Source organism: Parasphingorhabdus sp., from assembly GCF_059726685.1.
On sequence record NZ_AP041068.1, the window covers coordinates 2137461 to 2160106 of the forward strand.

20 protein-coding genes are annotated in these 22646 nt (G+C 52.3%); 13 read left to right on the forward strand and 7 right to left on the reverse strand.

The window, feature by feature from the left end; genetic code table 11:
• Window positions 1-497 precede the first annotated feature (497 nt).
• Window positions 498-2252, forward strand: a complete 1755-nt coding sequence (locus AC6I9Z_RS10545) for a helix-turn-helix domain-containing protein (protein ID WP_461455811.1) — start codon at window positions 498-500, stop codon at window positions 2250-2252.
• A gap of 61 nt (window positions 2253-2313) precedes the next feature.
• Here AC6I9Z_RS10545 and AC6I9Z_RS10550 read toward each other — a convergent pair whose 3' ends face one another.
• The 3 genes from AC6I9Z_RS10550 to AC6I9Z_RS10560 all read right to left on the reverse strand — a co-directional run bounded on the left by AC6I9Z_RS10550 (window position 2314) and on the right by AC6I9Z_RS10560 (window position 4740).
• On the reverse strand, window positions 2314-2712 hold the full coding sequence (locus AC6I9Z_RS10550; protein WP_461455812.1) for a RidA family protein: 399 nt from the start codon (window positions 2710-2712) through the stop codon (window positions 2314-2316).
• 163 nt (window positions 2713-2875) lie between these two features.
• A complete protein-coding gene (locus tag AC6I9Z_RS10555) occupies window positions 2876-3754 on the reverse strand; it encodes a LysR substrate-binding domain-containing protein (protein ID WP_461455813.1) in 879 nt (292 codons plus the stop codon).
• A gap of 41 nt (window positions 3755-3795) precedes the next feature.
• Entirely contained in the window at window positions 3796-4740 is a 945-nt protein-coding gene (locus AC6I9Z_RS10560; protein WP_461455814.1) for an EamA family transporter, read from the reverse strand.
• Between the two features lie 257 nt (window positions 4741-4997).
• Here AC6I9Z_RS10560 and trxB point away from each other — a divergent pair, with 257 nt between their 5' ends.
• Window positions 4998-5963 carry a thioredoxin-disulfide reductase gene (gene trxB / locus AC6I9Z_RS10565; RefSeq protein ID WP_461455815.1) on the forward strand — a complete coding sequence of 322 codons (966 nt, stop codon included), beginning with the start codon at window positions 4998-5000 and terminating at the stop codon, window positions 5961-5963.
• On the opposite strand, the gene AC6I9Z_RS10570 is transcribed toward trxB, so the two are convergent.
• Genes AC6I9Z_RS10570 through AC6I9Z_RS10585 form a run of 4 tightly spaced genes read right to left on the reverse strand, consistent with a single transcriptional unit; the run spans window position 5964 to window position 8836 of the window.
• Window positions 5964-6785, reverse strand: coding sequence for a hydrolase 1, exosortase A system-associated (locus AC6I9Z_RS10570; RefSeq protein ID WP_461455816.1), 822 nt, complete (start codon window positions 6783-6785; stop codon window positions 5964-5966).
• Window positions 6782-7492: an alpha/beta hydrolase family protein gene (locus AC6I9Z_RS10575; protein WP_461455817.1), complete on the reverse strand. Its 711-nt coding sequence runs from the start codon at window positions 7490-7492 to the stop codon at window positions 6782-6784. The genes AC6I9Z_RS10570 and AC6I9Z_RS10575 overlap by 4 nt, the downstream gene beginning before the upstream one ends.
• Window positions 7489-7761: an acyl carrier protein gene (locus AC6I9Z_RS10580; RefSeq protein ID WP_109357150.1), complete on the reverse strand. Its 273-nt coding sequence runs from the start codon at window positions 7759-7761 to the stop codon at window positions 7489-7491. Before AC6I9Z_RS10580 ends, AC6I9Z_RS10575 begins: the two co-directional genes overlap by 4 nt.
• Before the next feature lie 43 nt (window positions 7762-7804).
• Complete coding sequence (locus tag AC6I9Z_RS10585; protein ID WP_461456893.1) at window positions 7805-8836, reverse strand: GNAT family N-acetyltransferase; 1032 nt, start codon at window positions 8834-8836, stop codon at window positions 7805-7807.
• Window positions 8837-8877: 41 nt separating this feature from the next.
• Here AC6I9Z_RS10585 and AC6I9Z_RS10590 point away from each other — a divergent pair, with 41 nt between their 5' ends.
• The 11 genes from AC6I9Z_RS10590 (at window position 8878) to xrtA (ending at window position 22637) form a co-directional block, all read left to right on the forward strand.
• A complete protein-coding gene (locus AC6I9Z_RS10590; RefSeq protein WP_461455818.1) occupies window positions 8878-10419 on the forward strand; it encodes an acyl-CoA ligase (AMP-forming), exosortase A system-associated in 1542 nt (513 codons plus the stop codon).
• Complete coding sequence (locus AC6I9Z_RS10595) at window positions 10416-11651, forward strand: pyridoxal-dependent decarboxylase, exosortase A system-associated (RefSeq protein WP_461455819.1); 1236 nt, start codon at window positions 10416-10418, stop codon at window positions 11649-11651. The genes AC6I9Z_RS10590 and AC6I9Z_RS10595 overlap by 4 nt, the downstream gene beginning before the upstream one ends.
• Before the next feature lie 172 nt (window positions 11652-11823).
• The gene (locus tag AC6I9Z_RS10600) at window positions 11824-12480 is read left to right on the forward strand and encodes an XrtA/PEP-CTERM system exopolysaccharide export protein (protein WP_461455820.1); all 657 of its coding nucleotides are present in this window, start codon (window positions 11824-11826) and stop codon (window positions 12478-12480) included.
• Between the two features lie 54 nt (window positions 12481-12534).
• Window positions 12535-14079, forward strand: a complete 1545-nt coding sequence (locus AC6I9Z_RS10605) for an XrtA system polysaccharide chain length determinant (RefSeq protein WP_109357145.1) — start codon at window positions 12535-12537, stop codon at window positions 14077-14079.
• 9 nt (window positions 14080-14088) lie between these two features.
• Entirely contained in the window at window positions 14089-15006 is a 918-nt protein-coding gene (locus AC6I9Z_RS10610) for an AAA family ATPase (RefSeq protein WP_461455821.1), read from the forward strand.
• 2 nt (window positions 15007-15008) lie between these two features.
• Entirely contained in the window at window positions 15009-16631 is a 1623-nt protein-coding gene (locus tag AC6I9Z_RS10615) for a porin family protein (RefSeq protein ID WP_461455822.1), read from the forward strand.
• 35 nt (window positions 16632-16666) lie between these two features.
• On the forward strand, window positions 16667-17920 hold the full coding sequence (locus tag AC6I9Z_RS10620) for an XrtA/PEP-CTERM system-associated ATPase (RefSeq protein WP_461455823.1): 1254 nt from the start codon (window positions 16667-16669) through the stop codon (window positions 17918-17920).
• Window positions 17901-18797: an XrtA system polysaccharide deacetylase gene (locus tag AC6I9Z_RS10625; protein ID WP_461456895.1), complete on the forward strand. Its 897-nt coding sequence runs from the start codon at window positions 17901-17903 to the stop codon at window positions 18795-18797. The genes AC6I9Z_RS10620 and AC6I9Z_RS10625 overlap by 20 nt, the downstream gene beginning before the upstream one ends.
• Window positions 18794-19867: a FemAB family XrtA/PEP-CTERM system-associated protein gene (locus tag AC6I9Z_RS10630; RefSeq protein ID WP_461455824.1), complete on the forward strand. Its 1074-nt coding sequence runs from the start codon at window positions 18794-18796 to the stop codon at window positions 19865-19867. The genes AC6I9Z_RS10625 and AC6I9Z_RS10630 overlap by 4 nt, the downstream gene beginning before the upstream one ends.
• Window positions 19867-21090: a TIGR03087 family PEP-CTERM/XrtA system glycosyltransferase gene (locus tag AC6I9Z_RS10635; RefSeq protein ID WP_461455825.1), complete on the forward strand. Its 1224-nt coding sequence runs from the start codon at window positions 19867-19869 to the stop codon at window positions 21088-21090. The genes AC6I9Z_RS10630 and AC6I9Z_RS10635 overlap by 1 nt, the downstream gene beginning before the upstream one ends.
• A complete protein-coding gene (xrtA, locus tag AC6I9Z_RS10640; RefSeq protein ID WP_461455826.1) occupies window positions 21087-22637 on the forward strand; it encodes an exosortase A in 1551 nt (516 codons plus the stop codon). Before AC6I9Z_RS10635 ends, xrtA begins: the two co-directional genes overlap by 4 nt.
• Window positions 22638-22646 lie beyond the last annotated feature (9 nt).

The window sequence follows — 22646 nt, forward strand, 5'->3', positions numbered from 1 at the left end:
GCGCCAGTGCGGCGGCTTGGCGGGCGGGTCGGCTCGATAATGTCGGTTGGATATCTGGAGTGCTTGGTTGGCACGCGCGAAACGGACGGGACACCGGGGAGCACCCCGCCCATTCCCGCGGGTGCCTACTCATGCCCCCTCGACATCGAGCCTCGAAGGCTCGAATCTCGGTCGTGCGACAGCGCGTAAAATAGTGGCTCATATGGTCCTCCCCGGTGCTTTCAAACCGCCGGTCTCTGGTCGATAACCGGCGTAGAAATGGAGGCGACGACGATGACTGGCGCTGGGCCGAGTCCGTCCGTTTGCAATATGCCATTTCCAGCCATTGCACTGCCGATCCGTTTCTGAGATGATGTAAACAGCGGTAAAGGGAGGGAAAAAGGGGTCGTGGCCAGATTGTCCGAAACGCATCCAATTTTGTCCGAAATACGCTCTTCATGGTCTAGCGGCTGTCTCGAAATACCATGCAAGTGGCTATTTTCCGAAGAATCACCGTGATGAAATTCACGCGAGCAGCGGTATTTTTTTGGGTCGCGTTGCTATTGTGCAGTCATGTGGTGCCGCCTGCAGCCTTCGCGCAGGGTGGTAGTGAGAACTGTGTTGAGAGCGGCGAAGACAGGGCGAGTATCAATATTCTCGCCGATTTGCCGAACGGCCAGTTAAAACCACTTGCGGCGAGTTACTTTCTGGACAGGGCGGGAACGATCAGTGCGGACAGGATAGCCGCCCAGACCTTCACCTTCATACCCTGCGAAGAGCAGTTTGATATCGCGCGACCCCCCGGCGCGCTGTGGTTGAAATTCACAGCCCGCAATCCGCATGCGGACGAAAAGGCATGGGGCATATCGTTCATGGAAACCGTGGTGGATGACGTGACCCTGTTTCACGTGCGCGACGACGCGCTTGTCCAGATAGCGCAAGACGGCCGAACCATCCCGGCGGCGCAAAGCGACAATGACAGGCTGCAAACCGCTGTCTCTTTCCGGATCGAACCGGGTGGGAAAGAAACCTACTATGCCCGTGTTTCGGGCACCTATGCGCCCGCCGTCACACCGGTCATCGGATCGGTTAATCTGCTGTCGAGCTGGTCCAGCGGCTTCACCGCCATATCCGCCGTGATGCTGGGCTTTTGCATTATCATGATCCTGTTCAGCCTGATATTGTTTCGGCATATCCACCCGCGTTTCTATCAATTTTATGCGGCTTATCTGGTCGGCATGTTCTGCATGACATTCCTGTATGACGGGTGGCCTCGCGTCCTGTTTGGCTCAACCATTTCAACGCAGCAGTGGCGACCGTTTATTGAACTGGCATCCGGTCTGGTGATGATCGCCAATATACAATATTGCCGGATACTCCTCACCATTGACACCGATCCGCGCAAAAGAAAGCAGACTATATTTCATTGGTTAACCGGCCTTGGCGTGGTTGGCACAATATGGGCGATGATCGATCCATTGGATTGGGGAACGCCGGTTTCCATCCTGCTCATCATCAACCCGTTTATTCTGCTCTATGTGTCGGGGCGAAAAATGCTTGATGGCGTAAAGCAAGCTGTCCCGGTTTTTGCGTCTCTGGTGGCGCTTAGCCTCGGCCTTTTCTCGTCGCTCTATTTTTTCAAGTTCCCGGTCGCAGTTAAGGAAACAAGCTCGGCGTTCGATCTCATCATGATGCGGCCGATCACGCTCAGCTATAGCAGCTCGACAATAGTGGAAGCCATATTCATGATGATCGCGATCTCTATCATGATCAATGCCATGCAAAGACAACGGAATGCAGCTGTGACCGAAGCGATAAAGCTTCGGGATCAAATCGACATGGCAGAGAATCAGCAAGAGCAGAATCCGGTATCAAGAAGCAGTACGCTCAATGCCTTGCGGGCGAGCGGCCTCGATAACAAACTGACACCGCCATCGGAGCAGGGTTTTCTGGACCGCGCTACCCAATCGGTCATCGAAAATGTGAACCAGAGAGGTTTTAGTGCCGGCGCGCTCGCTTCCGAATTAGGGGTTACAGAAAAAACGCTCGGCCGCCGGCTGAAAAAATCACAAGGGCTGACACCAGCGGCCTTCATCCGATCGATACGGCTAAGCTATGCCCGTGACCTCATCCTGCTTCGTCAAGCCGACACGGTTGCGGAAATTGCCGATGCGTCCGGATTTGCCAGTGTCAGCCACTTTGCCAAATTATACCGCCGGGAGTTCCGGGAAGCCCCCAGTCAGGCCCTGAAATCACTCAAAGCTGTGACCTAGAGCGTTTGGGGAGAATGTGGCTGAGGACGATATTCCATCAAAGCAAAAAACAGCATCGAACTTATTGTGCGCAAGCAACGACATCGACTTCGACCAACCAGTCGGGTGAGACTAACCCGGCGACAAATACCGTCGTGATAGCTGGTCGTACGCCATCAAGGATTTCTTTTCTAACCTCGACAAGCCCGTCCATGTCTTCTCGGCGCACCAGGAAGAATGACATTTTTACAATATCTGCAAGTTCCATATTGGCTTTTTTCAGAACGGCCTCAACATTTTTCAACGCCTGCCGGCATTGGCCCTGCACAGTGGGAGATAGTGGACTGCCGTCCGGGGAATCTCCAATTTGACCCGATATGTACAGCGTGCGCGCACCGGCGGGTGTTTCAACGCCGTGAGCATAAATGCCATGATATGGGGAGGCTACCGGGAAGGGATCCAGTCGTTTGGAAATTGTCATAAATACTCCTTTTGTATCAGCAACGGCCTGTTTGGATTGGTCAATGCATTGCTGTCGAAACAAATGGTGCAAAAGGGGAAGTTCAAAAAGCGAGTATATGGCAACAGGATCAGGAGAAATTTTCCCAAGTTAACTGATAGTGATCATAGGGTCGTTCTAACCATCAAGCCGCTTCGGTGAATAACCAGTCAATCACCATCTGAATGGTTGGATTTTTCTCGGCATTGGGCAGGTGGGTAACACTAAAACTATGATGCCAATTCATTGGTTCGGAAAACTCCACCAATACACCTTTTGTCAGATATTCCTGCACAATAAGCCTTGGTAATAGGGCAAGGCCATGCCCGCCAATGGCTGCTTTGGCAGCGACCATGAAATGTTCGATGATGAAGGGGTGATCGACTTTGGGCAGTGCAACTCCTGATTCTGTCTCCCAGAGATTCCACTCATTTTGTGCAAACACCTGTATCAGGCGATTGGTAGCAACAAGAGTATCTATATTCTGCTCTTTTTCATCAAGCAGTCCTGGCGCGCAGACGGGAATTAGCTCACCTTTCACCAGTTCCCTCGAAATCAGACCGTCCCATTCTCCGGCGCCATAACGAATGCTTAGATCTACTTCTTCTTTTGTGAGATCCACAACGCGGTCTGATGTTAACAGTTCCAATTCTATGTCGGGAAACTGTTCAGCAAATGAAGCAAGTCGTGGCACTAAAAACTGGGATGCGAATGACGCCACCGTAGCCAACCGAATTACTTTTGACCGAGGAGGTTTTCTCGAAAATCGCTGGAAGGATTCTTCCAAAATCCGAAATGCGGGATAAACAGAATCTCGAAGGGCGCGACCTTCTAGTGTTAATGCGAGTGCGCCGGGTAAACGATCGAACAACTGGGCTCCGATAAAATCCTCCAGCAAATGAATCTGCTTGCTAACGGCACTTTGGGTGACGCCCAGTTCCTGGGCAGCGCGGACAAAGCTGAGATGTCGAGCTGCAACTTCAAATGCTCGGATCGCGTTTAGTGGGGGTAACCGTTTATCCATATACACGCGCTCCAGCACCGGAATTTGATTCAGCGCATAGTTTAGCTCTTGTATCGGAAACGCACAAATCGAATGCGGGCGAGCTTGTAAATCGACAATATTTTCTCATCAACCACACATATTACCAGACCTGTCATGACAAGCAGCATGCCCATCATTTCCCACCGACCAAAAGTCTCATCCAAATATAGGGAGGAGATTGCAACTCCAACTATTGGTATCAACAATGCAAATGGAGACACTGTGGCGCTATTATATTGGCGCAACAGCCATCCCCAGATGGCATAAGCAACAACAGTTGCAAGATAACCCATGTAGATAATGCTTGCCCATCCTTGGGGAGAAAGGGTCAAAATCAGTGAAACCGGTGTTGAGCTTTCCAAGAAATGAGATGCAACAAGCATCGGAACGATAGGAACAAGGCTGGCCCAGATCATAAGGTGGAGAAGATTGACGCCAACCATCCCTTTCATGATGATATTGGCGATGGCCCATGCCAACGCAGCTCCCAACAAAAGCATCAGACCGAAATTTGATACGTTTCCGCCGATACTCAAGAAGAAGAACAAGAATCCGAAAACAGCAAAGACGATGCCAGTCAATTGTCCCAGTCTGACCTTCTCATCAAAAACCAGATAACTCAAAAAAATCGTGAAGAATATTTGTGCCTGCAACAGCAGTGATGCCGTCCCCGCACTGGCATCCTGACGCATTGCTACAAACAACAGACCAAATTTTACAATGCCTAGAAAGGTTCCGATCGCAACAACATTCCATATGGATGTTCTGGGAAAAGGAATGAAAAAGATAGCTGGAACTGCGGCAACAAAAAATCGGCAAGCGATAAATAAAAGAGGTGGCAGTTCATCTAGGCCAATCTTGACGACAGTGAAACTTGCACCCCAGATGCAGACAACTGCTAGACATAGCAGTACATCCTTAAAAACTATCATCGGTCGCTGATACTTAAAACCGTCCGCCAGCAAGCAACGAACCGCTGCAATTGGGTAGAGTCAGAAAAACTGGGAAAAAGGGTTCGTAAATCCATATTCGATTAACTGGGCCGAAAATGATAATTTGAGAAACGACATTTTGGAAATGGGTTGAGGAGAAAAACTCATCTTTGTCGTTGTTATCCTCGATAGTTCTCTTATCTCCGCCAACAGTGATTCTTCTCTTCTCACCTCTTGCCGAGAGCGGCCCTGCATCCTTATGTGGGATAAAACGAATCTAGGATGAAAATATGACCGAAACACATCGTACCAAAATGCTGATCCTGGGCTCTGGCCCTGCCGGGTTGAGTGCCGCTATTTATGGAGCGCGCGCCGGGTTGGAACCGATTGTGGTGCAGGGGCTGCAACCGGGTGGTCAGCTGACAATCACAACCGATGTGGAGAATTATCCGGGGTTCCGTGATGTCATTCAGGGCCCATGGTTGATGGAGGAAATGCAGGCGCAAGCGGAAAAAGTCGGCACACGCACCATGTTTGATACGATTGTAGGTGTTGATGTATCGCAACGGCCTTTTCGGATGACTGGTGATGGCGGAACGATCTATGAAGGCGACACGCTGGTCATTGCCACCGGTGCGCAAGCCAAATGGCTAGGCGTCGAAGGCGAACAAGAACTAGGAGGCAAGGGCGTTTCGGCTTGTGCGACCTGTGACGGCTTTTTCTATCGCGGCAAGAAAGTGGTCGTGATCGGCGGCGGAAATACCGCGGTGGAAGAAGCGCTCTATATGACCAATCACAGCGATGACGTCACCTTGATCCATCGCCGAGACAGCTTGCGCGCTGAGAAAATTCTGCAGGACCGGCTTCTTTCCAATCCGAAAATCAGTGTGTTGTGGAACAAGACGGTGGAAAAATTTGTCGGTGGCGGTGATCCGGAGGGTCTGGTCGGTGTTGATCTGATCGATACGCAGACGGGTGACAAAAGCCATCTCGCTACGGATGGTGCATTTGTAGCCATCGGTCACGCGCCTGCAACGGAGATATTCAAAGACCATCTCGATCTGATCGACGGGGGGTATATTGAGGTTGAGCCAGGCACACCGAAGACCAAGATTCCGGGCCTGTTTGCCTGTGGTGATGTGATGGATCATGTCTATCGGCAGGCGGTGACAGCGGCTGGAACCGGCTGCATGGCGGCGCTTGATGCAGAGCGTTTTCTGGCTGAAGAAGAGTTTGAGCTGCTGGCGGCTGAATGATCAGGCATTTTTGAGGACGTCCAAAAGCTGGTTTTCGAGCCAGCGTTTGGACTTGTTATCGGCAAAACTGTGGGACGCGCTATCTAGTGCCTCGGTGGTAATGTTCGACAACGCTCTGACAGCTGCAAAGTCTTTGCTGGTCCATGCCGCAAGAAACGCGCGAGCGGTAGTATCTCTGTTAGCCAGCAATATGCGGCATGGTTTGTCGAGCCGGATCAATCCGTTTTTAAGACGATTGGCAAGATCGGTATTTTCTTGTTTTTGAGTCGCTTGTTTAAGGCCGCTTGCAAGTTTTCTTAAGTCGATCTTGCCGGTAAATAGATCGATAATCGACTTGGGATTTTTCAAACGCTCCCAATAACGTGACCGTATGGCAGACGGTGGCGGCTTGGTTGGCGTTTGAGAGGTTGGATCAGCTTCTTCAATAACCCACGGGTTGGCCAATATGGTGCGATCAATAGCTGTATTGTTGCCAAATAGCGCTAAAGCGGTAGCCGCATCGCAATTGCCGAAAGCGACTATCTTGGAAAGCTTAGGGCATGTTTCGCGGAAATATTCCGTTGCGGCTTCGATATCGGCTTTTGTCTCCAAAAACCCCTCATTGCTACCACTGCTATCGCCAATTCCGCGGCGGTCATAGCGAAAGACCGGAAAGCCATTGCGGGCAATCTCCTCTGCGAGTTTGGCCATGCCGGAGTGAGCACCAGCCCTGATCTCATTGCCGCCGCTTACAATCAATAGTCCGGTCGGCCAAGTGCCGCTGTCGAGCGTGCCGGCGAGCATTGTATCCTCGCATATAAATTGATGAAAGGACCGCGTCATGCCGATACCCATGCTGCCAAGTCGGTCGCTATGGCGCCTGAAAGAAGCATGTCGTCACCAGGTTCAGCACGTAACCAAAGCGCCGAGCCGGCGATCCGCACATCGGCTTGTTGTGTGTTGTTTTCTAGCTGTACCGTGCGAACGCTATCGGACTGAGCGGGCAAGGCGTCTTCGAGTTCGGCAAACAGGGTATGACCAATGCTGTTGCCCGCAAGATCGACCTGACCTTGCTTTGCCTCTGCGACCAATTGCGCCATATCCGTGGATAGCCCCGCTTCCTTGTCAGAGGCCATGCGCGTACGCATCATTGTTCGCAACAAAGTTAAGCCTTTTGCAGGAGATAGCCGCCATTTTTTAGCATCATCATTAAAATCATCGATCAGGCACCCGCCGCGAAATGAGGCGATATGATGCGGCTCGGACAGTGTTTCGGAACAAGTCGCGAGCGCCTGCCGCCAAATTTTTAAACTGGCCTGCTCCTGAGGGAAAAGGCTTTCATTGGTGCCGGGCAGGTCGGGCAGGATGCTGCCGATACCATGTTCGGCAAGCAGGCGCATCATGTCGACCAGCATCCGCCGCATGCGGTTCATTTCATCGAAAAGCGGCGGGATGATCAGAATGGTTTTTGCGTGGATAGCGCCAACCTGCAGGCAAAGTTCATCATGTCCTTGAAACTGATAACTCGAATAGTCGAGCCTTGCCGTCACTCGGCTGCTTTCATCTCAGCAAAGGCAACGAGATTTCCGAATGTTTCGAAAAGCTCGCCATCGACTTCATCATCCTCGATCATGATATCGAGACGGTCTTCCAACTCGGTCAAAAGCCCTGCAACCGCCATGCTGTCCAGTTCAGGTAGCGCACCAAAAAGCTCAGTTTCCGCGGTAAACGCAGCAACCTGTGCTTCGTCCAGTCCCAATATGTCCTGCATGACCGCACGGACAGCGGCTTCTGGCGTCAATTCCGTATTTTCCGACATCAATAAACCCCCGAATCCGGATAACCGCGCTTCCCTAAAGCGATCAACGCTTTCCTACAAGGGCTGACATCCGGTGACGCAGGATAGACAACCAGGAAAGAGGGTTATTGGGCCAAAACATCTCCAAACGATACCGTGTACGGACGTCTTCCATCCATTCGCGCTTGTAAGGATCATTACCTGTGCCGAAATCGATCAGTTTCACCCGATCAACATCAATGGCATGCTGAAACATGGCAACGGATAGCAAAGTGCCGGGCGATGATTTCGTGGCATCAGCGATATGAGCAAGCTTGTGGATAAGCGCTTCACTATTTTCCACGGTCCAAAATTGCGCTGCAACGGGCTTGCCGTCAATATAGGCGAGGCCAAGGCGCAAGCATCCTGCTGCGGCCTCCTGCTGGGCAATATTTTTCAGGAAATCCGGACTGCCTTCCTCTGGTTTCCAGCTTTTGGCGTAAACATCGCAATAATCCGCCCAATGCTCTTCGGAAAATTCGGTCTCGATCCGGATGGAAACGATATTTTTCTTCGCCTTGCGGCGAACTGTGTTGCGTAGTTGGCCAGGCCGCTCAGCCCAATATTGGTCGAATGTGCGGCCGTTTACGACAAGGATATGATTGTCATCCGCTTTTGATTTGAATACCACCCAACCGGCTTGCTCAAACGCGCGTTCGGTCAGACTGGCGGCGTAATCTTCCTCTGGAACAGGAGCAATTTCAATATGATATGAAAGAGACTTGAGCTTCTTTGCAACCCCCGCAAGCAAAGCTAACTTTGTGACTTCATCAAATTTCCCGGTAAAAATTGGTCGATAGGTAAAATTATACCAGTTGGCGAGCGCGGTATAGTTTCCGAACCTTTTTTTCGTCAGAAACATCCACGCTTGCGCGTCGTTTTCGGCGCTATGAACGATCAGTGGTTGAGTATCGGGCAGACACTGCTCATGCAGTTGTTTCAGCCATTCCATGCGATCGAACAGTGACTTTTGAACGCTCCGGTCAAGCTTCTCGCCAGCTTCGGCTTGCGCCGACTGGAAATTATCGTGATATTCACTGTTCATCGCTACCGTCATGTCTGTCACAAATTTCTACTTTTTCCCATAGGCTCAAGCATTTGACTACTGAACACATAAAACACGCGTTCCCTTTGGACCGTCTTGCCGTTGGAAAAGATCCCGACGCCACGGCCTTGGTCACACGCTCAGGCTCTCTTAGCTACAAGATGTTAAATCATCGTGTGGGTTTATTGGCGCGTTGGTTACTGGATCAAAGTTTCGACAAAGGCGACAGGGTAGCAACATGGCTGCCGAAGACGGAATTGGCCTGTATCATGCCGCTCGCAGCGGTTCGTGCGGGACTGGTGCATGTGCCAGTAAATCCCATTCTGAAGCCTGCCCAGGTAAAGCATATCGTGACAGACAGTGGCTCAAAACTGCTGATTACCAATACCGGGCGCATAAAGTCTCTTGAAGATATGCCGGTCGATAAGGGATGTGCAGTTTGGAACGATGCAGCGGTTTCGACCGATATGGACAACGTAGCGGATCCGCTAGAACCCAATGAAACTGCCAAGAATGTCAACGCTCTGGCAGCGATATTATACACTAGTGGATCAACTGGACGGCCAAAGGGTGTGATGCTCACCAACGCTAATCTCAGCCTTGGTGCTGTCAGTGTCGCGCAATATTTGAAGATGAAGCCCGATGACCGAACGCTATGTGTGCTGCCCCTAAGTTTTGATTATGGTCAGAATCAGTTGCTTTCGACCTGGTTTGCGGGAGGTTGCGCCTATCCACTGGATTATCTGACACCGCGCGATGTCATAAAGGCCTGCTCGCGTGAAGCCATTACCACATTGGCGGCCGTCCCACCGCTTTGGGTGCAATTGGTGGACCAGAGCTGGTCAGAGGAGGGGATATTATCCATGCGCCGACTCACCAATAGCGGCGGTGCCTTGACGCCATCTCTGGTGAAGCAATTACGGGCTATTTTTGGCTCTAAGACAGATATTTACGCCATGTATGGATTGACCGAGGCTTTTCGATCCACTTATCTGGAACCGGCGTTGATCGATGACAATCCGACCAGCATGGGAACCGCCATTCCTTTTGCGGAAATCATGGTGGTTGGCTCAGATGGCGATATTGCAGCAGTTGGGCAAGAGGGGGAGCTCGTTCATGCCGGACCGCTTGTGGCACAGGGATATTGGCAGGATGATAACCGCACAGCCGAACGCTTCAAATCGGCACCCGTGGCATCCGAATATGGCGGAATAGCAGTCTGGTCGGGCGATACAGTCAGGCGAGAAAGCGATGGCTTGCTTTATTTCGTTGGACGAACCGATAATATGATCAAAAGCTCCGGAAACCGGATCAGTCCATCAGAGATTGAAGAGGTTGCGGTTGAGTCCGGGTTTATCGCGGAAGCCGTGGCTATTGGCGTTCCGGATGAGCGGTTGGGGCATGCGATTTGCCTTTATGTTCGGCCTGCTACAGGTGAGGAAACAGAAGATATTGGGCAGGCGTTGAATAAATATCTTAAACGCAATTTACCGAATTTTATGCACCCGCGGGATATTGTTGTGATGAAAGAATTTCCAAAAAACCCTAACGGGAAACTGGATCGTAACGCATTGGCAAAGGCCCGGAATATATGAACAAGGTCAAGCCTATCGGCCCGATACCTGACGGCTATGAAAGTTTAGGCGGCGAGCTAGCTATCGGCGGTGCATCTGCCATTGATTTGGTGGGCGAGCATGGCTCACCGCTTTTTGTCTATTCGGAGAGCCTGCTTAGTCGGCGGATTGAAGCTTTGCGTGCAGCTATGCCGGAACAATTACACATTCATTATGCGATGAAGGCCAATCCCTTTGCACCTGTGCTTTCGCACATGATTACCCTTGTTGACGGTATCGATATTGCCTCTGGCGGTGAGCTGGCCATGGCTTTGGGGGCTGGGGCTACTGCGGGCCACATCAGCTTCGCTGGTCCGGGTAAGCGGGATGATGAACTGCTGCAAGCCATAAGGGCCGGCGTTACGATCAACATCGAATCACCAAACGAATCTGACCGGGCTCTGTCTATTGGTGCCCGGGAAGGGATTAAACCGCGCCTTGCGGTCCGCGTTAACCCGGATTTCGATTTGAAGGGCTCCGGTATGAAAATGGGGGGTGGTGCCAAGCAATTTGGTATGGACACTGATCTCGTTGCTCCAACCGTGCGCAAGATAATGGCATCAGACGCACACTGGCGCGGATTCCATATTTTTGCCGGGTCGCAGGCTTTGAAGGCCGATGCCATTATAGAAACTCAGACGCAGACCATTGCCCTGGCGGCGCGACTGGCTGATGAAATCGGTCATAGTCCGGAACATGTTAATCTGGGTGGGGGTTTCGGTATACCCTATTTTCCTGGTGACGAGGCCTTGGATATCACGGAAATCGGGATTGCCTTGAAGCAACAGTTTTCTGATCTGGCTGCTATATTGTCAAATACGCAATTTGCGCTTGAGCTAGGGCGCTATCTTGTTGGTGAAGCCGGGGTTTATCTGACTCGGATAGTGGACCGGAAAGAGAGTCAGGGCGAGACATTTTTGGTAACAGATGGCGGCCTGCATCATCAGCTCGCCGCAAGCGGTAACTTCGGAACGGTTATCCGCCGGAACTATCCAGCGGCGATCGCAAACCGTTATGATCAACCATCGGAAGAGACTGTTTCCATTGTGGGTTGTCTGTGTACCCCGCTTGATCTTTTGAGCGACCGTGCGGAAATGCCGGTCGCACAGGTTGGCGATGTGGTCGCGATATTCTGTGCCGGGGCTTATGGTGCGACAGCCAGTCCTGCAAATTTTCTGGGGCAGGGGGCAGCCAAGGAAGTAATGGTTGGTTGAGGTCGCAAGACTCCACAATCCCAATAAAACTGGGAAATATTAACCCTAATTTCTATCAATCCTAACGCTATCTTCACTATTTTCACCGATAGCTTTCGCAAGACTATGTGTGATCGGCCGATTTCTCCGTGGAATCGACCGTTCGCCAACGGTTGTTTGCGAGGATTTAAGAATGACTATTGCTTCGAAAAAGAAAAACCTGCCGAGATATCTTCTCGGCGCTGGATTGGTATCCCTTTCGGTTACCGGATGCTCCAGCACATCTTCAGGGCCTCAATTGCCACCCGCTTCATTTGTTTCAATGCAGGAAGGTCCGGGTGAAGAATATGTTATCGGACCGCTTGACGAACTCACCATCTTTGTCTGGCGCAATCCGGAATTGGGCGCGAAGGTTCAAGTTCGTCCCGATGGCCGGATAACCACACCGCTGATTACCGACATGCCTGCTGTGGGGAAAACCCCCGCTATGCTTGCAGAAGATCTAAAGTTGCAGCTGTCGGAATATATCAACGAGCCCTTGGTGTCGGTTATCGTCAATAATTTCTCGGGTACATTTTCACAGCAAATCCGGGTTGTCGGAGCGACCGAAAAACCGGCTTCGATACCATATCGCGCCAATATGACTCTGCTCGATGCAATGATCGCTGTTGGTGGTTTGTCGGAATTTGCGTCCGGCAATAAAGCACGCCTCGTCCGTTATGATCGCGGGACTGGCAAGCAACAGGAATATGCACTGCGCATCGCCGATCTGCTGGATCGCGGCCAGACAAAAGCCAACGTGATGCTGCGTCCCGGTGATGTGATCATCATTCCAAAGAGCATGTTTTAACCGCCGCTACCCGAAACAGAGGGGCGCAAAGCTTAAAAGGGATCGAAAAGATCAATGAACGGCCTTTATGATGAATTTAGAATAGCAGTGCACAGCGTCTGGAACAGGCGCTGGCTGGCATTGGCTGTCGCCTGGGGCATCTGTTTGCTGGGATGGCTGGTCGTTGCGCTGATTCCGAATAGCTATGAATCCAAAGCACGCGTCTTTGTCGAAATGCAGTCCATCCTGTCTGACAAGGTGGGTATCGAATCCCGCGACCGTAAAAAGAATATGGACCGGGTCCAAGAAACGCTGGCTTCTACCATCAACCTCGAAAAAGTGGTTCGTGGGACTGATCTGAATCTGTCGGTTGCGAGCGACCGGGAATTGGCTGGCAAAGTTGAGATGTTGCGCAAAAACATCGAGATCAAATCGGAAAAAGATAATCTTTTCGAGATTACGGCGAAATCATCTGCGAGCAATTTCTCAGATGCAGAAAATGCTGTTTTGTCGCGCGCTATTGTCCAAAAGATGATCGATATTTTCGTTGAAGAAAACCTGTCCGGTGACCGTGATGAAACAACGCAGACACTGAAATTTCTGGATGGCCAGCTTGCGACCCGTGAAAAGGCCTTGCAGGAAGCAGAGCAGAAGCGCGTACAGTTTGAAACTGAAAATCTTGGTCTTTTGCCCGGTGTCGGCTCAATCAGCCAGCGCATAGAAGCATCACGGGCAGAGCTTCGACAGATTGAGTCGCAATTGGCCTCTGCATCCAGCTCACTGGCAGCCTTGAACGGTCAGTTGTCGGGAACACCGCCAACAATTGCCACTCCGGGATTTGGAGGTGCCAGTTCAGGCGGCGGCGCACGTGGTCAGTTGGCGCAGGCGCAAGGCAAATTGGCATCGGCCAGAGCGCGAGGATGGACGGATAGCCATCCGGATATCATTGCCATGAAAAGCGAAATTGCCGCTTTGCGTGCACAGGTTGCAGCAGAGCCCAAAGGTTCACGCGCCTATGGAACGCCAAATCCCGCTTATAGCTCACTGCAAAGCATGCGCGCTGAGCGCCAAGCCTCGGTTGCCGCTTTGCAAGCCCGGAAAAACGCGATTCAGGCGGATATGACGCAGCTGATGTCCAAGCAGTCTCTGGAGCCCGGAGTTGCTGCTGAAATGGCGCGCATAAACCGCGACTATGACGTGCTGAAAAGCCAGTATGACAAATTGCTCCAAGACCGGGAGCAGATCAAACTGCGCGGACAGGTGGAATCGGAAACAGATTCGGTAAAATTCAAGGTGATCGATCCTCCCTCCAGCCCAAGGTCTCCCGCTGCACCTAACCGGCCGCTGTTGCTGGCGATGGTTCTGTTTGTCGGTGTTGGGGGCGGTGTTGGTGCGGCTTTTGCCATGGGGCAATTGCAGACCAGCTATCCGACGTCGGCACGGCTTGAAAAGGCTAGTGGACTGCCGGTTATAGGCTCGGTTTCGCAGATCCTGACGAGCAGCCAAAGGGCCATAAGACAAAAGAAAATGCGCCTGTTCTACAGCGCCGGTGGTGCCCTTGTTGGTGTCTTTGCGTTGCTGATGGTCGTCGAATTTATTCAGCGCGGCATGGTGGCTTGAGGAAAGAAGATGAACAAATATAATCCTCTCAGTAAATCAGGGTCTCTGCTTGAACGCGCAGGGCAGGTCTATGACTATGTCCCATCGAAAAAGGGTGGTCCGATAGAAAACTATGGGCCGGAAATTTTGCCGCCCGAAATAACGAAACGGCCGATGGTGCCAGCCGCATCAGATCGCGCTCCTGCTTACGATGGCCCGCGTGTCATCGTTGATCGTGAGAAACTGCGCGAAGCGGGCTTTGTTGTGCCTGATGGTCCCGTCACCGGCATTTCCGAAGAGTTTCGTATCATCAAGCGACAGCTTTTGCTGGCAGCGAAAGGAACGACCAAGCAGGCGCGACTGCCACATGGTGAACGCATTCTCATCTGTTCGGCACATCCGAATGAAGGCAAGACATTTTGCGCCCTTAACCTGGCTCTGTCCATTGCGGCAGAAAAAGACAATGAGGTGCTGCTCGTCGACGCTGATTTCGCAAAGCCCAGCATTTTGTCCAGTCTTGGCCTGGAAGGCAGCAAGGGCCTGATGGATGCGCTGGCGGATCCGCAATTGCCGGTCGAGGACTGTATTATTCATACCGATATTGCCGGTCTGGCGATCTTGCCGGCGGGCGAGCAGACTAATGCGGACACTGAATATCTTGCCTCTTCGCGGACACAAGAGGTGCTCAACCGGTTAACCCAGAACAATCCCAACCGAATTGTTATTTTTGATTCACCGCCCGCCTTGTCGGCCTCGCCAGCATCCGTGCTCGCGACCCATGTCGGACAGGTGGTGATGGTCGTCAAAGCGGATGAAACAACCGAAACAGCCCTGCGTGACGCGCTTAGTTTGATGGCTGGCTGTGACAATATCCAATTGCTTCTCAACGGTACGAAATTCTCGCCGACCGGGCGGAGCTTTGGATCCTATTATGGATATGGAGAATAATCGTGAGCAAGAGTAAGTTCATGAACTTAATCAGGCAGGGAGCAGTTTTGGTTCCCCTGGCCATGGTTGCCGTGCAGCCTGCACAGGCGCAAAGCCGCAATGTTGAGGTTACACCCTATCTCGAAGTACAACAGGTATTGGTCGCCGACCTGAAAAACGGTTCGGAGGTCTTGACCTACACGACAGTTGCCGCGGGCCTCGAAACATCCATCCAGACCCGTCAGGCAGAAGCGCAAGTGAATGTGCGCTATGAGCGCCGTTTTTTCTATGAAGATGATATCGGCGATGATGATATTTTGAGCGGCCTTGCTCGCGGCAGTGTGCAAGTCGTGCCTAACGTTCTCGCACTGGAAGCAGGCGGTATTGCGACGCGCAGCCGCATCGATCTGCGTGGGGAATCGCCAACCAATACTGTCGGAAATATCGACAATGTCACGCAGGTTTACTCAATTTATGCTGGACCATCATTGTCCACCAATATTGGTGCGCTGGATGTGAACGCCAATTACCGCGTTGGCTATACAAAGGTCGAAAGCGAAGATACTGGCATATTGCCTCCGGGGCAGTTGCCGATTGATATTTTCGACGACAGCGTTAGCCACTCAGCCAGTGCCAGCGTCGGAATGCAGCCACGCGACCTTCCCTTCGGTTGGTCTGTTAGTGCGGGTTATGAGCGTGAAGATGCTGGTCAGCTGGATCAGCGTTTTGAGGGCAAATACGCGCGCGCCGATGTAACGGTTCCGGTTACGCCTACCGTCGCACTGGTAGGTGGTGTCGGTTATGAGGACATCGAAATTTCCGAACGTGACGCCCTGCGGGACGTTAACGGTGATCCGGTTGTCGATAGCGATGGTCGGTTGGTAACCGATGAAGCATCTCCGCGTTTGCTGTCTTACGATCAGGATGGCCTGATCTGGGATGCCGGTGTGCTGTGGCGTCCTAGCCGAAGGACTTCGCTGGAAGCACGTATCGGCCGACGTTATGGCAGCACGACTTATGCCGGTAGCCTTGGGTATCAGCCTAATGAGAACACATCGCTCAACGTCTCGGTTTATGACACGGTATCCGGCTTCGGTAACTTGCTGAATGATAATCTCGATTCTCTGGGAACCAGCTTCACCAGCAATCGCAACCCGTTGAGCGGTGAACTGAATGGATGTGCCTTTGGACAAACCAGCAGCCTTTGCATCAACGATGCATTGCAATCTGCTGCCTCGTCATCATTCCGGGCGCGCGGCGTAAACGCACAATTGGCTTATAGCTATAATGGTTGGAACACGTCTTTGGCCACTGGCTATTCGCGCCGCCGGTTCATTGCATCACAACTGGGTGGTCTCGCCAATGTCGATGGTCTGGTTGATCAGAACTATTATGCCAACCTGTCGATCGGACGCCAGATTGATGCCCGATCCAGCTTCGATACCAATGTTTACGCAAATCTGCTGGATAGTGGCTTTGCCGGAGCGCCTAACGTGCTCGCACTGGGTGCCAACGCGGCCTATTATCGCCAGATTATTCCAGGATTGAATGGGACCGCCGCTGTTGGTCTCGACAGCTTTCAGCAAGACGGCTTTGACAGTGAGCTTACGGCATCTGCATTGCTTGGGCTGCAATATGAATTTTAGCAATATCACCGCGAGTGTGGGTGGGAGATACCAGTATGTATGAAACTTTTTATGGACTGAAAAGCCGGCCATTCCAGCTGACGCCGGATCCGCATTATTATTTTGAAAGCCTGACGCACCGCAAGGCATTATCCTATCTCGGCTATGGTTTGGCGCAGGGAGAGGGGTTCATTGTTATTACAGGCGACGTAGGCGCTGGTAAAACAACTTTGGTCAGCCACCTGATGGCGACTATCGACCGTGAACGTCTGACCGCTGCCAGCATTGTGACGACCGCGCTGGATAGCAAAGACATTGTCCGGGTTGCCGCAAACAACTTCGATATTGATACCGAGGATATGGACAAGGCGCAGCTGCTCAGCGCCTTTGAAGAATTTCTTCATGCCGAAGCACGTGCCGGACGCCGGTGCCTGCTGGTTGTCGATGAGTCGCAAAATCTACCTGCAGGTGCCTTGGAAGAGCTCCGTATGCTCTCCAACTTTCAACTTGGTGGTCAGGCGCTGTTGCAGATATTCCTGCTCGGACAGCCTGAATTTCGGGATATGCTGCAACAATCCGACCGTCTTGAACAACTGCGTCAACGGGTGATCGCGCATCACCATCTCGAACCGATGGAAGCGCATGAAATCGAACCCTATATCACCCACCGACTATCCAAAAGCGGGTGGTCAGGGCGTCCGAAGATTACCTCTGATGTATTTGCCCTACTGTTCAGTGAAACAGGCGGGGTCCCGAGGAAGATCAACACATTGATGAGCCGTGTCCTGCTCATGGGTGCGGTGGAGCACGCTGAACTGATTGATCAACCATTGGTCGGCCGTGTGCTGGCTGATTTGAACGGTGAGGAAGTCGACATTGCTGAGCCGGAAACAGACATTGATCTGACTAAGGTGAAAAGCCCGTTATGGGAAAAGCCGGCAAAAGTTTCCCAGGCGCAACCTGAGCCCGAGCGGGCCGCTGATCCTGTGGTGCCTGAGCCTGTTGTAGCGGTTTCCGAGGAAACAGTTCCGACAGACCATGAGGTGTTGCCGTTTAGAAGCGCAGATGCTGTTCCTGAGCCGACATCTGTTGAACCAGAAGTTGCGGAGGCGCCGGAAGCTGTTGAACCTGCAGTGGATAGTGCAGTATTGAATCAGCTGGATAGTATTTCCAGGCAATTGTCGGCACTTGAGTCCCGCATGGATGGCCAGGAAGAAAGTCTGCACCGTGTCTTGACGATGCTGGTGGATTGGGTCGAAAGCGATGTCCGGAGCAAGGAAAGCTATGTCAATGCAGGGCGCGCGGCTTGAACCCATCGATAAGGCGAGAAAAGCCAATGCTTTGCTCAACGCCATGTCTGTGGATATCGAAGACTGGTTTCAGGTTGGTGCCTTTGAAACGGTAATCGATCGTACCGATTGGGATGGCCTGGAGCATCGTGTCGAACACAATAGCGATGCCGTGCTGGACCTTTTCGTTGAGATGGGAGTTAAAGCCACTTTCTTCACACTCGGATGGGTGGCGGAACGTTATCCGAAATTGATGCAGCGCATTAGCGCGGCAGGGCATGAGGTCGCTAGCCATGGCTATGATCACGCGCGCGTATTCACGTTGACACCGGACCAGTTTCGCTATGATCTGGATCGCACACGCAAGATTTTGGAAGACGCTTCAGGGCAAGCCGTTACTGGTTATCGCGCGCCCAGCTTTTCCATCGATCAGCGCACGCCTTGGGCGCATGAGATATTGGCAGAGCAAGGCTATCGCTATTCATCCAGTGTGGCTCCTATCAGGCACGACCATTATGGTTGGTCCGGATCGCCGCGCTTTGCGTGGAAGCCAGTTGCCGGATCGGATTTGATTGAACTGCCGGTGACCACGGTACAGGTTGGGAGCCGGGTGTTAGCTTCTGGCGGAGGCGGTTTTTTCCGGCTGCTCCCATATATGCTTTATGATCGTGCCATCCGCAAAATGCAGAAGGATGACGGCCGCGGCGCGATATTCTATTTTCATCCCTGGGAGATTGATCCCCAGCAACCCCGTGTTCACAATGCGCCACTCAAGTCAAAGCTACGTCACTACACAAAGCTGAGTACGATGCGATCCAAACTGATCCGTGTTGGTCAGGATCATATGTGGGGTAGAATGGACGAACTGGCTGCGCTGGAAGCCGAGTTGGCGCAATGAACATGGCCTTTGCACCGCAGGCCATCATGGTCCGCATCTTGGATCAGGAAGACCGGAACGAGCTGGCGCGGATTGACCAGTTCATCAACGATCATCCACAGGGTACAGCCTTTCACAGGCCAGCATGGGTGCTTGCGGTTTCAAAGGCATGTGGTCACAGCTGGCGTTACATGCTGGCAGAGAATACCGCTGGCGAATTGCAGGCCATATTGCCGTTAAATCTTATCCATTCGGCTTTATTCGGTCGCGCATTGGTGTCTTCGGGTTTCGCCGTCGGCGGCGGTATTTTGGGTGTTGATAGTCAAGCCACAGAAACACTTGCGGATGTCGTTTGGGATTTTGCAGAAACGCATAGCTTTCCAACCGTTGAACTAAGAGGCGGTCCAGCACCGCGTGGAAAGTGGCAGAACAAGAACGATGTCTACGCAGGTTTCGTGACCAATCTGGCGGACGATGACGACAGTCAGTTGCTAGCCATTCCGCGCAAACAAAGAGCCGAGGTTCGCAAGGGGCTGAAAAACGATCTGACCATTAGGATCGGATCGGACGAAGAGGATCGGGCAGATCACTATGCTGTCTATGCGGAAAGTGTTCGGAACCTCGGTACGCCGGTATTTCCCAAGGCATTATTTGATGCGGTCATGGATGCTTTCGGGGCCGATGCGGACATACTGACTGTCTTAAGCGATGGTCGAGCTGTTGCCAGTGTATTGAGCCTTTATCACAGGGACACGGTCATGCCTTATTGGGGCGGCGGTACATATGATGCGCGCCGTTTACGGGCCAATGACATCATGTACTACGCGCTGATGAATCACGCACGGCAAAGGGGATGCGGGCGTTTCGATTTTGGGCGATCAAAGATCGGAACGGGTGCCTATTCGTTCAAGAAAAACTGGGGTTTTGAACCGGAGCCTTTATCCTATGCTGTTCGCACGGCAGACGGAGAAGAAGCCCGTGATGTTAATCCGATGAGTCCAAAGTACCGGCTGCAAGTGGCGCTTTGGCAAAAACTGCCGCTGTCTGTTGCAAACCGTCTGGGACCAATGATCGCCAAAGGTTTGGGCTGATGGGCGGGATATTGTTCCTGACCCATCGTGTGCCATGGCCGCCGAACCGTGGAGACAAAATTCGTGCGCATCATATCTTGCGCAGGCTGATGGAATATCGACCGGTACATTTGGCTTGTTTTGCCGATGACGAAGCCGAGGCCAACGAAGATAGAGATATCAGAACACTCCTGGCATCATCGAAAATTGTCAGGCGGAACAAACCCAACTGGCAGGCCGGGATTGAGGCGCTTGCATCTGGCAAACCGGTTTCGCTGACGTCCTTTCAGAGTCGTGAAATTCAGACATATGTTCGGGACACACTGAAGACCCGGTCGATTGATTGCATTTTCGTATTTTCAGGACAGATGGCGCAATTTGTTCCAGCCGATTTCCCCGGTCGGGTGATCATGGATTTTGTGGACGTCGATAGCGCCAAGTTTGAAAGCTATGCGGACGACGGGGTTGGTCCAATGGCATGGATCAACCGGCGCGAAGGCAGGTTGCTGAGGGCATTTGAAAAACGGGTTGCAACCTTTGCCGACCATTCGCTTTTTGTGAGTGACGCTGAAGCAGAATTGTTTCGGCAGCGCTCGGGGCTTGATGACCAGAAAGTCAAAGCCGTCGGCAACGGGATTGATCTTGATTTTTATGATCCGGCAAAGGTGAGCGCAGTCGATCTTCCTCATGAAGGGTCGCTGATCATCTTTACCGGACAGATGGATTATCGTCCGAATATCGAAGCTGTTGTCAGTTTTGCAAAAGAGGCAATGCCGGAAATTCTGAACCACCACCCTGACGCACAATTCGCCATTGTCGGACGCGCGCCGACGGCCGACGTTATCAGGCTGGATGGATCAAATAACACGATGGTGATGGGCAGTGTTGACGATATTCGCAGCTGGTTAAAGGCAGCGGATATCGTTGTCGCACCATTGCGTATTGCACGGGGTATACAGAACAAGGTGCTTGAGGCCATGGCTATGGGCAAGCCGGTTGTGGCTTCTGATGCTGCGGCGCAAGGCATTGAAGCTGCAAATGGCGAGCATTTTTGTGTCGCTGACGATGTGCAGCAGGAAGCAATGCTGGTGTGCGATCTGTTATTAAATTCTGCCAAGGCGCAAGCGCTGGGCGAGAGAGCCAGCGCTTTGATCCGTTCAAATTACAGCTGGAAAACACAGCTCGCTGGCATCGCCGAGCTGTGTGGTTTTGATGAAAACATCATGGCCGAGGCGGTGGAATGAGCAGCGCGGCTATTGAACGGTCCATGGACGCACCAGAGGGCGCTGTTGGCGCGACCCTCTGGGCAAAGCATCTGCGACTGGTGGGTTTGACGGTCGCTGCGATATTAGTCCTGTTCTGGCGGGACGGCCTGGCGATGCTGGATGCCTGGTGGAACGTTTCAACCTATAATCACTGTCTGCTGATAGTCCCGATCATCGTCTGGCTGGTGCACCAGCGCTTGGAGGAACTGGCCAAAATCACTCCGGCGATTTGGACGCCGGGATTGCTGTGGATCGGCGCGGCTTCCGGCGGTTGGTTGCTGGGTGAGGCGGCCGGTGTTTCCTTCGCACGCCAGCTGGGACTGGTGATGATGTTGCAAGGTGCTGTCATCACATTGCTTGGTCCAAAGGTTATGCGTGGTCTTATTTTTCCGTTGTTTTACAGCTTTTTCTTTGTGCCTTTCGGCGAGGAGTTTGTCCCGTTTCTGCAAACCATCACGGCGAAAATGTCGATGGTTTTTCTTGGTTGGGCGAATATTCCAGCTTTTATCGATGGCGTTTTTATCTCCACGCCCACTGGCTATTTTGAAGTGGCGGAGGCCTGCTCCGGTGTAAAGTTCTTAATTGCAATGGTCGCCTATGGTGCGCTGGTCAGCAATATATGTTTCCAGAGCTGGCAGCGCCGAACGGCCTTCATGTTTGCAGCGCTGGCGGTGCCGATCCTTGCTAATGGCATTCGCGCATTTGGAACAATCTATATCGCGCATCATACCACCACTGATTTTGCGACGGGCTTTGATCATATCTTCTATGGCTGGTTCTTCTTCGCATTTGTGCTTGCCTTGATCATGATCATTGGCTGGCCATTTTTCGATCGCAAGATTGACGAACCAATGATTGATGGCGATGCAATTGCACAAAGCGGTTCAACCGGATCAAAGCTGGCGCCAGTTCACGCCATGATCGCGATGGCAGCAATGATCGCGGCACCCCTATTGTGGACATCGGCGTTGGCTGTGCAAAGTTCGTCGGTACCGGACAAGATCGCTCTTCCAAAAGTTGTTGGCTGGGAGCGGGTTGACTATCGTCCGCAATTCGACTGGCAGCCGCGATTTGATGGTTCCAATCATCAGTTGCTCGGTCGCTATCGCCATGTCTCAAGTGGTGCAGAGGTTGATCTCGCCATTGCCGTATATGACCGGCAGGAAGATGGCCGCGAGATTGTTGGCTATGGGCAGGGCGCTTTTGATCCCGGCACGGACTGGTCCTGGAGCCGGAATCTGCCAGCGCCCGCATCAGGCAAGGCAATACAGATAACGGCGCCCGGTCCGGTGGTACGCGACGTCCAGTCCTTCTACCGCGTCGGAAACATACTGACCGGCAGCGGCTCGGCCGTGAAGCTTGAAACTCTGAAAAGCAAATTGCTTGGTGGCAACCAGCAGGCCGTTGCAATCCTGATATCCGCTGAAAAAACCGATGAAGGTGGACCAGCGGCGGCCATGGATGATTTCCGTAAGGCGCTGGGCCCCCTCGATAAAGTGGCTGACGAAATGGCAGGTCTGCGCTAGGGCGCACAT